16 protein-coding genes are annotated in these 15,162 nt (G+C 38.7%); 14 read left to right on the plus strand and 2 right to left on the minus strand.

The window, feature by feature from the left end:
* Positions 1–58 precede the first annotated feature (58 nt).
* Together ACZ9EE_RS25810 and metA are read right to left on the minus strand one after the other, a co-directional pair.
* Complete coding sequence (locus ACZ9EE_RS25810) at positions 59–271, minus strand: DUF3892 domain-containing protein (RefSeq protein WP_476031466.1); 213 nt, start codon at positions 269–271, stop codon at positions 59–61.
* Between the two features lie 91 nt (positions 272–362).
* Positions 363–1,271, minus strand: coding sequence for a homoserine O-acetyltransferase MetA (metA, locus tag ACZ9EE_RS25815; protein ID WP_476031467.1), 909 nt, complete (start codon positions 1,269–1,271; stop codon positions 363–365).
* 224 nt (positions 1,272–1,495) lie between these two features.
* Between metA and ACZ9EE_RS25820 the strand changes: the two genes are divergently transcribed.
* The 14 genes from ACZ9EE_RS25820 (at position 1,496) to ACZ9EE_RS25885 (ending at position 15,162) form a co-directional block, all read left to right on the plus strand.
* Positions 1,496–3,178, plus strand: coding sequence for a formate--tetrahydrofolate ligase (locus ACZ9EE_RS25820; RefSeq protein WP_476031468.1), 1,683 nt, complete (start codon positions 1,496–1,498; stop codon positions 3,176–3,178).
* Positions 3,159–3,704: an RNA-binding protein gene (locus tag ACZ9EE_RS25825; protein ID WP_476031469.1), complete on the plus strand. Its 546-nt coding sequence runs from the start codon at positions 3,159–3,161 to the stop codon at positions 3,702–3,704. Before ACZ9EE_RS25820 ends, ACZ9EE_RS25825 begins: the two co-directional genes overlap by 20 nt.
* A 135-nt stretch (positions 3,705–3,839) precedes the next feature.
* A complete protein-coding gene (locus tag ACZ9EE_RS25830) occupies positions 3,840–4,688 on the plus strand; it encodes a DegV family protein (RefSeq protein WP_476031470.1) in 849 nt (282 codons plus the stop codon).
* A 59-nt stretch (positions 4,689–4,747) separates the two neighbouring features.
* Positions 4,748–4,903 (plus strand): hypothetical protein, encoded by a 156-nt coding sequence (locus ACZ9EE_RS25835; RefSeq protein ID WP_180960284.1) that lies wholly within the window; start codon positions 4,748–4,750, stop codon positions 4,901–4,903.
* A gap of 73 nt (positions 4,904–4,976) precedes the next feature.
* Positions 4,977–5,627, plus strand: coding sequence for an HD domain-containing protein (locus tag ACZ9EE_RS25840; protein ID WP_476031471.1), 651 nt, complete (start codon positions 4,977–4,979; stop codon positions 5,625–5,627).
* A complete protein-coding gene (locus tag ACZ9EE_RS25845; protein ID WP_476031472.1) occupies positions 5,624–7,513 on the plus strand; it encodes an ABC-F family ATP-binding cassette domain-containing protein in 1,890 nt (629 codons plus the stop codon). Before ACZ9EE_RS25840 ends, ACZ9EE_RS25845 begins: the two co-directional genes overlap by 4 nt.
* 198 nt (positions 7,514–7,711) lie before the next feature.
* A complete protein-coding gene (locus ACZ9EE_RS25850) occupies positions 7,712–8,845 on the plus strand; it encodes a conserved virulence factor C family protein (RefSeq protein WP_476031473.1) in 1,134 nt (377 codons plus the stop codon).
* 59 nt (positions 8,846–8,904) lie between these two features.
* Positions 8,905–9,339, plus strand: coding sequence for a BrxA/BrxB family bacilliredoxin (locus ACZ9EE_RS25855; RefSeq protein ID WP_476031474.1), 435 nt, complete (start codon positions 8,905–8,907; stop codon positions 9,337–9,339).
* A gap of 266 nt (positions 9,340–9,605) precedes the next feature.
* Positions 9,606–10,382, plus strand: a complete 777-nt coding sequence (locus ACZ9EE_RS25860; RefSeq protein WP_476031475.1) for a class I SAM-dependent methyltransferase — start codon at positions 9,606–9,608, stop codon at positions 10,380–10,382.
* Between the two features lie 104 nt (positions 10,383–10,486).
* Positions 10,487–11,080, plus strand: a complete 594-nt coding sequence (locus ACZ9EE_RS25865) for a YpjP family protein (protein ID WP_476031476.1) — start codon at positions 10,487–10,489, stop codon at positions 11,078–11,080.
* A gap of 86 nt (positions 11,081–11,166) precedes the next feature.
* Positions 11,167–11,748, plus strand: coding sequence for a TerD family protein (locus tag ACZ9EE_RS25870; protein ID WP_476031477.1), 582 nt, complete (start codon positions 11,167–11,169; stop codon positions 11,746–11,748).
* A gap of 73 nt (positions 11,749–11,821) precedes the next feature.
* Positions 11,822–12,598, plus strand: coding sequence for a TerC family protein (locus ACZ9EE_RS25875; RefSeq protein ID WP_476031478.1), 777 nt, complete (start codon positions 11,822–11,824; stop codon positions 12,596–12,598).
* 76 nt (positions 12,599–12,674) lie between these two features.
* On the plus strand, positions 12,675–13,862 hold the full coding sequence (locus ACZ9EE_RS25880; RefSeq protein ID WP_476031479.1) for an HpcH/HpaI aldolase/citrate lyase family protein: 1,188 nt from the start codon (positions 12,675–12,677) through the stop codon (positions 13,860–13,862).
* Positions 13,813–15,162 carry a phosphoribosyltransferase family protein gene (locus ACZ9EE_RS25885; RefSeq protein WP_476031480.1) on the plus strand — a complete coding sequence of 450 codons (1,350 nt, stop codon included), beginning with the start codon at positions 13,813–13,815 and terminating at the stop codon, positions 15,160–15,162. The genes ACZ9EE_RS25880 and ACZ9EE_RS25885 overlap by 50 nt, the downstream gene beginning before the upstream one ends.

The raw sequence follows: 15,162 nt of genomic DNA on the forward strand, positions 1-15,162 counted from the left end.
GATTTTTTCAGGGTAAATCAGTAAAGCAAAGCACCTAGCTATATCAAGCTAGGTGCTTTTAAAATAAATTCGGGTATTGGTCAAAGGATTGTTCAAATTCCGGCATCAGAGACAATGTTCCCTTTGTATCCTGAAATGTCTGAATGCCTTGGATAAGACCTTGTTCAACATCCAGTAATGCTTTGCGATACGATATGACCCGGCCTTCGGAAGTGACAAAATTAATAATCTCTCCAGAATGATTTCGATGGACGGCAGTAATAGTTTCCATAGGAACACTCCTTTCCCATGTATTATTAGTCATTTGCTTGAATTATAAACCTAAATAACAATAATAAAAAAGCATCGGGAAGCCGATGCTTTTAACTCCAAGAAAAAGGAGTTTCTTGATATACATAATAATTCAGCCAATTAGAGAAGAACAAGTGACCATGAGAACGCCAACGATTGATGGGAGGTTGTGTTGGGTCATTGTTAGGAAAGTAATTCTCAGGCATATGAATCTCGAGCCCTTTTTTTAAGTCTCTCTCATATTCCTGTGCTAATGAATCGGAGTCATATTCCAAATGACCGGTGACCATGACATGCTTTCGATTCCTCGAAGTAATTAATAGTGCCCCCGCATCTTCTGATGCAGCCAATAATTTCAATTCGGGATTTTTCATAATCGAATCAATCGCAACATCGGTGTAACGTGAATGCGGTGCATAAAATTGATCGTCAAATCCTCTCAATAATATATCATTTTGTTCAAAAATTTGATGAGGATAAATACCGGAGCATTTACGGTCCAACTCAAATTTACCAATTCCATAATAATAGTAAAGTGCTGCCTGTGCCCCCCAACAAATGTGTAAGGTTGAGGTGACATGTTGATCGGCCCAATCCATGATTTCTTTTAATTCAGACCAATATTTTACTTGTTCGAATTCTAATAACTCCACTGGTGCTCCAGTAATAATCATACCGTCAAACTTTAAATTGTTAATTTCCGGAAAAGTTGTGTAAAACTGCTCCAAATGCTGTTTACTGGTATGAGTTGATTCATAGGAATTTGTTTTTAGAAAATTCACATTCACCTGTAGTGGTGAGTTTCCTAATAACCTCAATAACTGCGTTTCAGCTTTTTCCTTTTCAGGCATTAAATTTAAAATTAAGATATTTAAAGGCCTGATATCCTGGCTGATTGCCCTCTCATCATCCATAATAAAAATATTTTCCTGCTCAAGTATCTCTCTTGCAGGTAATTGCTTCGGTATGTTAATAGGCAAGTGACCGTCCCCTTTCTAAAATCCAAAATATACAAGGTATTTATATGACCTGCACGGATAGAGTCTTTGAATATTAAAAAAATTCGATAATTACATTATAAACATTATTATAAATTCAGGAAAGGTACTAATTTCGATATAATAATTATCGGAATAAAAAAACCTATTTGGTACAATGGTAGTGGTATGAAAATTAATGCTTAATGCGGGGGAAATACGTGACGATGAAATCATCAGTGAAGTCAGACATTGAAATTGCACAAGCATCCAAAATGAAACCGATTGTGGAGATTGGAGAGAAGATTGGTCTATTAGAAAATGATTTAGAGCTTTATGGGAAGTTTAAAGCAAAAATTTCCAATGAGGCCCTAAAAAAAATTATAACAAATAAAGATGGTAAAATTATACTTGTGACATCCATTAATCCAACTCCGGCTGGGGAAGGGAAATCTACTGTTACAGTCGGCCTTGGTGATGCATTTAATAGACTTGGTAAAAAGGTAATAATTGCTATGCGTGAGCCCTCGCTTGGTCCTACAATGGGAATAAAAGGCGGGGCTGCTGGAGGAGGATTTTCTCAAGTACTTCCGATGGAGGACATTAATCTCCATTTTACTGGAGACATTCACGCCATTACGACAGCAAACAATGCATTGGCAGCGTTAATTGATAACCATCTGCAGCAAGGCAATCAGTTGAATATCGATCAGCGCAGAATCGTTTGGAAACGGGCATTGGACCTAAATGATCGTGCCTTAAGAAAAGTGATTATTGGACTTGGCGGACCGCTTCAAGGAGTTCCCCGCGAAGATGGTTTCGATATAACTGTAGCCTCTGAAATTATGGCCGTCCTTTGTTTAGCAACTGACTTAAAGGATTTAAAATTACGATTATCTCGAATGGTTGTTGCCTATAATGTTAATAAAGAACCTATTACAGTGGGCGATCTGGCTGTTGAAGGGGCCTTAACTTTATTGTTAAAAGACGCTGTCAAACCAAATCTTGTCCAAACCATCGAACATACACCAGCGCTTATTCACGGTGGACCGTTTGCCAATATCGCACATGGCTGCAACAGTGTAATCGCCACAAAGGCAGCGCAAAAGTTAGCAGATTATGTTATTACCGAAGGCGGATTTGGGGCCGATTTAGGAGCAGAGAAGTTTTTACATATTAAATCACGAAGTGCCAAAATTAAACCCGAAGCGGTTGTGGTAGTGGCGACTATCCGTGCTTTGAAAATGCACGGTGGTGTAGAAAAAAAAGATTTGGCAAGTGAGAATATCTCAGCCCTTACGCGCGGCTTTGAAAATTTACAGAAACACATCGAAACGATTAAAAGTTTTGGTCTTCCGTTAGTGGTTGCCATCAATAAATTTATTACGGATACAAGTTTAGAGGTTCAGGCATTGCTTGACTGGTGTGATAGCAAAAATGTGCCTGCTGCCTTAACAGAAGTATGGGAAAAAGGCGGGGAAGGCGGTGTTGACTTAGCCCAAACACTCTTAAAGGTAATGGAAAAAGAGGAAAATCATTTTCGTCCGTTATATGAACTGTCTGATTCGATGGAACAAAAGATTAGAACCATTGTCAAAACTGTTTACGGCGGGAAGGATGTAGAATTTTTACCAAAGGCGAAGAAACAATTGGTTGATTTTGAAAGATTCGGCTGGTCTCATTTACCTGTTTGCATGGCCAAATCACAATATTCACTATCAGATGATCCCTCTAAGCTTGGAAGGCCAACCGATTTTATTGTAACAATAAGAGAACTAAAGCCTTCTATCGGAGCAGGCTTTATCGTGGCACTAACTGGTGATGTCATGACCATGCCAGGACTCCCTAAAAAGCCTGCTGCTTTAAATATGGATGTGGATGATCAAGGGAATGTCCAAGGGCTTTTCTAAAGGAGTTGAAAACGCTATGTTTGACCCAACCGCCTTTGATAATATGAAGGTAGTGATAGAAGGAGCCCTATATGATCGGGACATAAAAGGTGACATTATCATTGCTGACCGAAATGATGTAATCAATTTAGCCAAAATGTCCCGCCTTTTTGATTTGTCCTTTCAATTACAGGATGGAATAAGTATTGCTAAGGTGGAATTGCATTCGACATTGATAAACCTAGCTGCAGAACTTTTACCCTCGGTTCAAATGGAACCACAAGCTGGAAGCTCTATACGACTTGAATTTTTACTTGAACAGGAAAAAGAACCTGATTATGTTGAATTAAAAAAAATCCTTTCCGATATTTGGGGAGAATCACGAGACATTTCACTTGTCACTCATTTTCATCCTCTTGACGGAGACAAAAAAACATTAACCATTCTCGTAGTGGAATTCGGACGGTTGATTACCGAGGACCAGATGGAGGATTTAGTTAATATGATTGATTTCATGATTACCACCCTTAAGCGGTTTGACAACTAGAGAACTTATTATAAAAATAACCAGCAATACACAGCTGGTTATTTTTGTTGTTATAATATTTACAATATTCAAATTAAAAGGTACAGTAAAATTGCGTGATATTACGACCTCATACTAATATAAGGAGAGATGACTTTGGTTAAGACCGCATGGGTAACCGATAGTACAGCCTATTTAGATGATGAGTTACGAAACCATCCCGATTTATATACAATCCCGTTAACCATCTTACTGGATGGGGTAGAATATTCTGATGGAATTGACTTAACCCCAAAGGAGTTATTTGGCCGATTAAAGGAATTAAAAAGCCCACCGTTAACTTCACAGCCATCGGTAGGTTCTTTTCAGTCCTTATATAAACAATTATCAAATGATTATGATGAAATTGTAACCGTTCTCGTTTCTGGAAAGCTAAGCGGAACGGTCTCCTCGAGTAAACAGGCCGCCTCTCTTGTCGATATTCCGGTAACTATTTTTGATTCGCACATCCTTACTTATCCAATGTCTGTATTGATCAAAAAGGGGATAGAACTAATAGATAATGGTCATAGTGTTGACTCGATGATAGAAGAACTTGAACAACTACGTGACACGTCTGAGACATATGTACTAGTAGGAAGCTTAGAGCAGCTGCATCGAGGCGGGAGAATGACAGGACTGCAATTTTTTCTGGGAAGCATGCTCCGTGTTAAACCGATTATTTTAATTGAAGCCGGGGCACTCGGCGTGAAAGAAAAAGTTAGAGGTGAGAAAAAGGCGAAAGAAAAAATCTTTGATTATTTTCGATTAGCCTATGAACAAAACCAATTTAAAGAGGTATACCTGTTGTACGGCTTACATGACGAACAAGCCAAAGCTTGGCAGGTTGAACTTCAGGTAGATTATCCAGAAGTTAAGATTTTCAGATGTCCATTAGGTGCTGTCATTGGCGTTCATGCTGGCGAAGATACCCTTGGGATTAGTTGGTTTAATGGATTAAAATAACTACACCCCAGATTGTACATACTATGATAGTCAGTCATCATGAAGGAGGGGGTGTTCACTTGAGTAAGCAAGGAAGACAAAATGCAAACCAGACCAGAGAACAAATTGAAAAGCAGGATATTAGCAATGATGTTGAATTAGGCAGTGAGTTTCAAATTGGCAACAATAAATCACAAAGTCAGAAAAAAAGCGGCCGCCAGGCAAACAAAAAATAACCTCGAAACATCGGGGTTATTTTTTGTTTGCCATTCATGTTAAAATAACAAAGGTGAAGGCAGGTGCTTGATATTGAAGGTCTTATTAATTGAACAAGCGGAAATATTTGTCCGTAATGAATTGGGTGAAGATGCCACTGGACATGATTGGTATCATGTTGACCGTGTCCGGCGTAATGCCTTACATATTTGCAAACAAGAAAAAAAAGGAGACCCGTTTATTATTGAAATGGCAGCGCTCCTCCATGATATACCCGACGAAAAATTAAACAAAACAATCGAACAGGGCAGGCGCCGACTGGATTCCTTTTTAAATAAAATGATGATTAATGATGAAGCCAAAGGTCACATCGAAGAAATCATCGACTCTATTTCATATAAAGGAGGCCAGAAAACAGAGCTTAAAACAATGGAAGCAAAAATAGTTCAAGATGCTGACCGTTTAGATGCCATTGGGGCGATTGGAATTGCAAGGGCATTCGCATATGGAGGTAAAAAAGGGCAGTCCATTTATGACCCGGCCGTTCAAATTAGAGAAAAAATGACATTAGAAGAGTATCGAAAAGGAAAATCAACTAGTGTTCACCATTTTTATGAAAAATTATTAAAATTAAAGGATTTATTAAATACAGATACAGCAAGAAAAATGGCAGAAAAGCGTCAGCAAATGATGCTTAGCTTTTTAGAACAATTTTATCAAGAATGGGATGGACAAGATTTATGAAGATGTTCACAGTAGAAAATGTTTCAAAAACTTATGGTGAGAAACAGCTTTTTGACCGTATTTCTTTTACAATTAGTGAAAAGGAGCGAGTCGGATTAATTGGTATAAATGGTACTGGAAAGTCATCCTTATTAAAGATCATTGCAGGGTTAGATGTACCTGACGATGGAAAGATTCTCTCTCCAAAAGATTACTCCATCTCATTTTTAGACCAGCAGCCCGAATTAGATTTGGATAAAACGGTGCTGGAACAAGTATTCCGAGGCGACGCGCCGATTCTAAAACTGATGCGCGGTTACGAGCAGACTCTATTAAAATTGAATAGCTCCCCAAATGACCCTAAGGTACAAGAAGAGCTTTTTCAATTACAAAGGCAAATGGATGCATTAGATGCCTGGGATGCCAGCACAAATGCTAAGTCGATTTTAATGAAATTAGGTATTGAAGATTTTACCAAGAAAATTGGTGAGCTCTCCGGTGGACAAAAAAAGCGTGTCGCTCTTGCGCAAGTATTAATTGCTGAGCCGGATTTATTAATTCTAGATGAACCGACTAACCATTTGGATTTTGATTCTGTTAAGTGGCTGGAAGATTACTTAAGCAGGTATAATGGTTCGATCTTGCTTGTTACGCATGACCGTTACTTTTTAGACCGGGTTGCCAACCGAATGTTTGAATTAGATGGCGGCAATCTCTACAGTTACAAGGGAAACTATGCGGCCTTTTTGGAAGCTAAGGCGATTCGTGAGGAAAACGAAGCAGCAACCTACGAAAAAAATAAAAACCTATTTCGCAGAGAGTTGGAATGGATTAGACGTGGTGCTCAAGCGAGGTCAACAAAACAAAAAGCAAGAATTCAACGTTTTGAAGAACTAGATGATAAGCTTTCAAGCGGAAAGCCGTCTGGTGAAAAATTGGATATATCATTAAATGGCAGCCGCCTGGGTAAGCAGGTTTTTGAGTTAAAAGATGCATCGAAACGCTATGAGCAAAAAGTCATTTTGGATCATTTTGATTTATTGGTAAAGCCGGGAGACCGGATTGGAATCATCGGTAAAAACGGTGCCGGTAAATCGACCTTATTAAATATATTAGCGCAGAAGCTGCCGCTCGATGAGGGTGATTTTATCATTGGTCAAACGGTGAAGCTCAGCTATTATACCCAAGAAAGCGAGGATATGGATGAAAATAAGCGGATGATTGAGTATATTAAAGAGACAGCTGAGGTTGTGGAAACTTCAGATGGTAAGACCATTTCCGCTGCACAAATGCTTGAACGTTTTCTTTTTCCTCCCTTTACTCATGGTACTCCGATTCGAAAATTATCAGGTGGTGAAAAACGGCGTCTTTACCTTTTAAAGCTATTAATGATGGCACCTAATGTCCTTTTACTGGACGAGCCGACTAATGATTTAGATACACAAACACTAACGGTCCTAGAGGACTATCTCGAAGATTTTCCAGGTGTTGTGATTACTGTCTCCCATGATCGTTATTTTCTTGACAAAGTGGCAGAACAATTGCTCGTTCTTCGTGGGGAAGGAAAAATCGACTCGTTTTATGGAAATTACAGCGAATATCTTGAAAAAGAAATGGTACATCAAGGACAGAAAATAGCAGCAAAGTCAGTTTCCTCAGCTAAAGCTCCAGAAAAGGAAAAAAAGAAGCGGTTAACGTTTAAGGAGAAAAAGGAATGGGAGGAAATTGACGAGGTGATTGCCGATACTGAGGCAAAACTCGAAGAAGTGGGTGCTGAAATGGCTGAGACAGGCAGTGATTTCACAAAAGCACAGGAATTAATGAAACAAGAAAAGGAATTAAATGAAAAGCTTGAGTATTTAATTGAGCGCTGGTCCTATCTAGCTGAAATAGCCGAACAAGAGTAGAAGGGTACGTCTTGGTAACGTACTCCTTTTTTTATTAGGTTTCTGTTAAACTATATCGTTGTTTTTTTATACTCCGTTGGTTGGAGCGGAAATGACAGCCAAATCTAACTGAGCCTTTGATTAAGCAAATCAAATGAATAGAATATTAACATTATGTTAAACTTGTAAAAAGAAAACCACAGGAATTAGGTGATTGTATTGAAAATCAAGGCGATTGAACCAACGCCAAGTCCAAATACAATGAAAATCATATTAGATCAAGAACTTCCAATGGGCAAAAGCCATAATTATAAAAAAGAAACAATTGCAGAGGCACCCCCTATTATTCAGGCAATCCTACAAATCGACGGTATTAAAGGGGTTTATCATGTTGCTGATTTTCTAGCAGTAGAGCGTAATGCCAAATATGATTGGAAGGATTTATTACCTCAAGTCCGCCAGGCGTTTGGTGAAAAAGCAGGAGAGACAGCAAATATAAACAAGATAGATGAGCATTTTGGAGAGATTAAAGTAGAGATCCAAATGTTTAAGGATATTCCTCTTCAGGTTAAATTAACCGATAGTTCTACGGAACGACGGTTTGGCATGCCAGATTATTTTTTAAATGCAAGGGAACGGGCGCAGCTGCCTGAAGATAATTACATCCTTTTACGTAAATGGAAAAATCAAGGCGTTCGCTATGGTGATTTTGAACAGATAGGTCAAGAGGTAGTTGAAGAACTGATTGCCGCCTATCCCAAGGATCGATTAGAAGCACTTGTTTCCAAAGCACAAAATGCCGATACACCAATTGTCCTGAAAACAAAGCAAACTCGTAGAAAAGTAACGATTGAGGATTTAGACAATCCTGATTGGCGGGTTCGCTATCAGCTGCTTGAGCAAATGGATGACCCTGAACTAGGGGATTTACCAATGCTAGGTAAAGCATTAGGAGATGAAAAACCCTCCATTCGCAGACTTGCGACTGTCTATCTGGGGATGATTAAGGATCAACAAGTATTGCCCTACTTGTATAAGGCGCTAAAGGATAAAACTGTAACCGTTCGAAGAACAGCAGGTGATTGTTTATCTGATTTAGGCTTTCCAGAAGCTGCAGAAGAAATGGCACAAGCATTGACGGACCAAAGCAAGCTTGTGCGTTGGAGAGCAGCCATGTTTCTTTTTGAGGCTGGGGATGAAAATTCCCTACCTGCATTAAGAAAAGCCGAAAATGACCCGGAATTTGAAGTCAGTATGCAAATCAAAATGGCGATTGAAAGAATTGAAGGCGGAGAAGAAGCAAAAGGCTCTGTCTGGAAACAAATGACGGAAGCACGAAAATCAGACCAGTAATTTTGTAAATTAGTGATCATTATAGTATTCTATATGGAGAAGAAATGGAGTGAATGTAGATGTCAAATGCTTATGAAGAATATATGAAACAAATGGTTTTACCTATGCGGGAAGAGTTAACGAGAGCAGGTTTTGATGAATTAAAAACAGCGGAAGAAGTCGAAGATTTTCTAGAAAAAACAACCGGTACAACACTGGTTGTCGTTAATTCCGTATGCGGCTGTGCCGCTGGCTTAGCACGTCCTGCAGCAACGCAAGCTGTGTTAAATAGCGAGAAAAAACCGGACCACTTAGTAACCGTTTTTGCCGGTCAAGATAAAGAAGCGACTGCTAAAATGCGGGAGTACTTTGAAGGAATTGAACCTTCATCACCGTCTATGGCATTACTAAAAGATAAACAGGTGGTTCATTTTATTCCTAGACATGATATTGAAGGCATGCCGATGGAAGCTGTCATGCAAAACCTGTTGGGCGCATTTGAAGCTCATTGCTAAAAAGAGGCTGACCCAAAAGATAGTTGATGAATAATTTTTTCACACTCTGTTGATTGGAGCGGAAGGCGCGAAGACTCCTGCGGGAGTACGGGGCAGGGGAGACCCCGCAGGAGCGAAGCGACGAGGAGGCTCCCCGCCGCCCGCGAACCGCTCGCGCCTGGAGTGGAAATCAACAGACTAGTTTAATGTATAAAAAAAGAAGGTGCCCCTAAAATTTATACTTTTGGGACACCTTCTATTTTTTTTTTAGAAAAAGAGAGGATCATATGTTTATAACAACGGCAGGGAGAACAACCCACGGGATGATGAAGCACGCGCAAGAAATTGCCGAATATTTGCAGGTTCCTTATCTTCCGCGAAATAAGAAATCAATAAACCATATCCAACAACAGGCTGATAGCGGCTGTATTGTGGTGGGGAAAGAACGATTAGAGCTTTTTGAAAAAAACAGTGTTCAGCCATTTTTCTTCCATCCTAATTCATCGATGTTTCGGATTAAGCGGTTGATAAAAGGAGAAGTCGACCCATTTGCCCATGCGGCAAAACTTGCAATAGGCATGACGGTTCTCGACTGTACTCTAGGTCTCGCTTCAGATGCCATTGTTGCAAGTTTTCTTGTAGGCAGGGAAGGGATGGTAACCGGTTTAGAGGGCCAGAAATATTTGGCTTTCATGGTTGAAAAGGGACTCGAGACATGGGACTCAGGTCTTCCCGCCATGAATAAGGCCATGAATCGCGTACGTGTTCTCCATATGGAAGCCTGCGATTATTTAAAAAGACAGGCTGATTCATCTATTGATTGTGTCTATTTTGATCCAATGTTCGAAGAAACAATTCTTGAATCGGATGGGATTAAAGCATTGGGCCATTTTGCTATTCATGATGATTTGACTGATGGGTTGATTAACGAAGCTATCAGGGTAGCGAAATTAAGAGTAGTCTTAAAAGACCATTACAAAAGTTTTCGATTTGAAAAATATGGATTTGAGGTCATTCAGAGAAAAACCGCCAAGGTTCATTTTGGAGTGATGGAAAAAAACTGAAAGCTCTTTCTTTCAGTTTTTTTCCATTTTACCCAAAAAAGAAGTATAATAATTGGTAACAAACTCAAATTCAGAAATCTTTTATATAAAGGTGTGAACCGAAAATGAACAAGTGGCTTCGTAAATCACTTTTTGTTACCATATCCATTTTAACATTTGGTCTGGTAACCCCATCACAACTAATCAATCAAGCGAATGCAGAAAAAGTTAACGACAGGGATGTTTTCGAAACCCAAGCTCCAGATAGAAGTATTGTCCAAGCAAATAGTTATTTAATAGAAACAGAGTTTAATAGAGAAAAGTTTATGCAGGAACTAATTAAACAGGCAGAAATACAATCCTATCAAAAGTTTGGGACTAGAATAAAGCCTGTCATCGAAAATGAGTTCCGAGAAGTTATTTTACCGAATATTGAAAAGGCAATCGAACAAACAGCTTCGCAGTTTCCCGAGGATGATGTCAAGAATCTTACGATTACCGAGCAGCCTGGCGCAGGCCTCTCTGAAAAAATTTTTAATATAAAAGATAGTGTTTCTGGGAAAGATATTATTCGTTTCCATGTAAGACGAGATAATCCTCCGCAATCAGGATACTGGTTTAATTTTCACTATCATACCTATCATGATCTTTTTCATTCACATCATGAACTAGGCTCTATTTATTGGGATAAAAATACTCCGCCAAAATGGATGAGTTAATCATTAGTAAATTTTTTTATAATAAATGAAACCTTTTTAAGAGAAACTCGTAAATAGATTATTACCAAAATTGGAGGAATGTAAAAATGGCAGTTAGTTTATCAAAGGGTCAAAAGGTTGATTTAACAAAAACAAATCCCGGTTTAACCAGCGTTGTGGTTGGATTAGGATGGGACACTAATAAATATGATGGCGGTAATGATTTCGACCTGGATTCTTCCGTATTCCTTTTAGGAGAGAACGGTAAAGTAACCAATGAAACAGATTTTATTTTTTACAATAATCGTGAAGGCGCAGGCGGTGCAGTTGTACATACCGGAGATAACCGCACAGGCGATGGCGATGGCGATGATGAACAAGTGAAAATTAATCTTAATGCTGTTCCGGCGAATATTCAAAGGATTGCTTTTACAATTACTATTCATGATGCGGACAGTAGAAACCAAAACTTTGGTCAGGTCACCAATTCGTATGCCCGTATTTTTAATGAGTCCACAGGCGAAGAATTAATTAGATATGATTTAGGTGAGGATTTTTCGATTGAAACAGCAATTGTGGTAGGAGAAATATACCGTCACAACGGTGAATGGAAATTTAGTGCGATTGGCAGCGGATATCAGGGCGGATTAGCTGCGCTAGCAACAGACTTTGGCTTGTCAATTGGCTAATCATTTGAGCGAAGACCCAGTTAGCTGGGTCTTTTTAAAAAATCATGTTTACTAACTAGGAGGAATTCTTTTAATGTCAGTTTTACAACATATATTAGATACATACTCACAGTTTTTTAACTGGGAAATGTGGGGAGAGGTGTTAACGAATCCCGTCAGCTGGGGATTAATTGGAACACTGGTTATATTAGAAGGTTTACTTTCTGCCGATAATGCCTTAGTTTTAGCGGTTATGGTAAAACACCTTCCACCTGAAAAACGGAAGAAAGCACTGTTTTACGGTTTATTAGGTGCCTATGCCTTCCGATTTGTAGCAATCGGCATCGGGGTATTTTTAATCAAACTATGGTGGGTTAAAATACTAGGTGCAGGTTACTTGGCCTGGTTATCCATTAAGTACTTTTTGGATAAACGAAAGGGTTCCAGTGAAGAAGAGAACGATGAGGAAGGTATGAATCAAAAAGGCCTGTTAATTCGTTTGTTCGGAACATTCTGGGGAACAGTCGCTGCAGTTGAATTGATGGATATAGCCTTTTCCGTTGACAGCGTATTAGCTGCTTTTGGTGTTAGTGAAGAGGTTTGGGTTTTATTAATAGGCGGTATGCTCGGCGTATTAATGATGCGGGGAGTAGCAGGTGTTTTCTTGACGCTAATTGACCGTGTACCAGAACTTGAAACCACGGCTTATATCTTAATCCTAATTATTGCAATCAAAATGCTTCTTGCAGTAGTTCATATTGAAATGGGACATATTACATTCTTTATTATCTTATTACTAACCTTTGGGGCTACTTTTATCGTTCACTATAACAATAAGAAAAAAGAAGGCAGTAAAGAAAATAATTCATAATGATTGTCAAAGGGTGGGGAGCTGACGAAAGTCTGTTTCCCTCTCTTTTTTACCATTCACGGAGGAGAAACTGGTTATGGAATTTTTTACATACTTTTACAAAGAGGAAATTGAACGGTTTTTTTTTCGAAGACCCGGGTCAATTACAAAATATACAAACCGTGATCTGTTGTCCTATGGTTTAGGAGCAACACTCTATATGCCAGCTACCCGGCCGAATATCCATCAGGAAATTCTTTCAAATAAACATGAAGGATTAACCTCGCTTGTCATTGATTTGGAAGACGCAATTGGCGATAATGAAGTTGAACTAGCAGAAAATTTACTAGCTAAGGAATTATTAAAGCTGCAAGCTGAATGTAATAGAGGGTTTTTAAACTATCAGGATTTACCGCTTATGTTTATTCGGATTCGCGAGCTTAATCAGTTGGAACAACTCAAGGATCGGTTAGGTGATGCATTGAACCTTCTAACGGGCGTGGTAATTCCTAAATTCAGTGCGGAAAATGGCAGGGACATATTGGAAATGGTTCGTACCATTCATACCGAGGCACATCCTTTTTATGTAATGCCCATTCTTGAATCAGCTAGTGTGATCCAAAAGGAGACAAGAATGGATGAATTATTGAAAATCAAACACCTGCTGGATCAATACAGGGATTATATTCTGAATGTTCGGATAGGGGCAACTGATTTCTGTGGATTATACGGCATTCGCAGAAACATGGATACAACGGTTTATGATATTGCTGTTTTAAGAGATTGCATTTCTGATATTATTAATGTCTTTCAACGATTTGATAGTCCATATGTGGTATCAGGGCCTGTCTGGGAATACTTTTCTGCGAAAAAAAGAATGCTAAAGCCCCAATTAAGGCAAACGCCGTTTCGTGAACGATATGGAGAAGAAGGTCTGAAATGGCGGGCTAAATTAATCGATGAAAATATGGATGGACTTATCCGTGAAATCTTGATGGATATTAGTAATGGGTTAACAGGTAAAACTATCATTCATCCATCACATATAAAAGTTGTTCAGGCCCTTAATGTCGTTTCCTATGAAGAATATATTGATGCTAGCAATATAGTAAAAGCTTTCGATGAAAAAAATGGGGTTATCAAAAGTGAATTTGCGAATAAAATGAACGAAGTAAAACCTCATTATTTTTGGGCGCAGAAAATATTACTAAAATCACAGGTTTATGGGGTGTTACATGAAGAATTCACAAGCATTGACCTTATCAGAAAAGAAGTATACGTTTAACATCCTTGATGCAATAAAAGTGGAAATAAACAGTCTTGAAAATCCATATCATATTCCGATAGACGAACTCTTTACCATGGCAGCAAGAATCAATAAGAAGCGCTCGTTTTTATTTATAAGTAAGGTGCTTGGCAAACATTTACCTATCGAACCTAATAAGGGCCTGTTAATAGCAGCTCTGCTTGGTGCGAGATATTTAGAAACGGTTAAAGGAATAAATTGCTTGGAAAAAGACAGACTGCTATCTTTATTCTTTTCGGATGGTCCTTTTCATAGCAGTCCCTTTATTGCAGAAAGGCACAATCCTGTCATCATTGGTTTTGCGGAAACGGCTACAGCCCTTGGACATGCATTTTTTGATTGTTTCGAAGCAGCTGAGTTTTTTCATACAACAAGAGAGGAGATTAGCGGTGAAAAGCCTGTCATTATGTTTGAGGAGGAACACTCCCACGCAACATCCCACCGCTGCTATGTATCATTAGAAATGATAGATCATCAGCGCGAGATCATTCTTGTTGATGATGAAATAACTACCGGTAACACAGCATTAAATATTATCAAATCGATTCATGAAAAATTTCCGAGACCTAGTTATACCGTAATAAGTATTTTAGATTGGCGTTCTGAGGAATATCAGCAAAAGTTTTTAAGGTTGGAACAAGAATTAGGAATTAAAATAAATGTAGTCAGCTTACTGTCTGGTCATGTCGAGATTCGTCAATTAAAAGAGTTAGAGAATCGTACTAATAAGGCTGGTGCAGCCAGAAGAGGGGGTTCTATTGAAGTAGTGCACCTTGGTTCTTATTTTACCGCTTCCAGTTTTTCTTCTAGAGATCAACTGGATGGACATCCTTATCTTAACGAAACCGGACGTTTTGGTTTAAAAGCTTCAGAAAATTTTCTGGTTCATGAAAAAATTTCTAAAGCTGCCGATTTCTTAAGGCAAAAAAGAAAAGGGAATCGAACACTATGCCTAGGAACTGGAGAATTCATGTATTTGCCAATGAAACTAGCTGCAGAAATGGGCAGAGGTGTTTATTATCAATCCACGACCAGAAGTCCGATTTATATCGAGAATGAAGAGGGATACGGAGCAAAATTCGGGGTTAACTTTCCTAATCCGGAGAACGAGATCATTTCACATTTTGTTTATAATATCCCTCCGAATCACTACGATGAATTATTTCTATTTTTTGAAAGGGAAGTTTCTGAAGAAAAGCTTGAACTGATGCTTAAAGAGTTAGGGAAATTAGCTTTTCAAACAATTAAAATTGTCTTTTTTTCAGGAAGACAGAGGTGA

The organism is Bacillus sp. URHA0034, assembly GCF_056280405.1.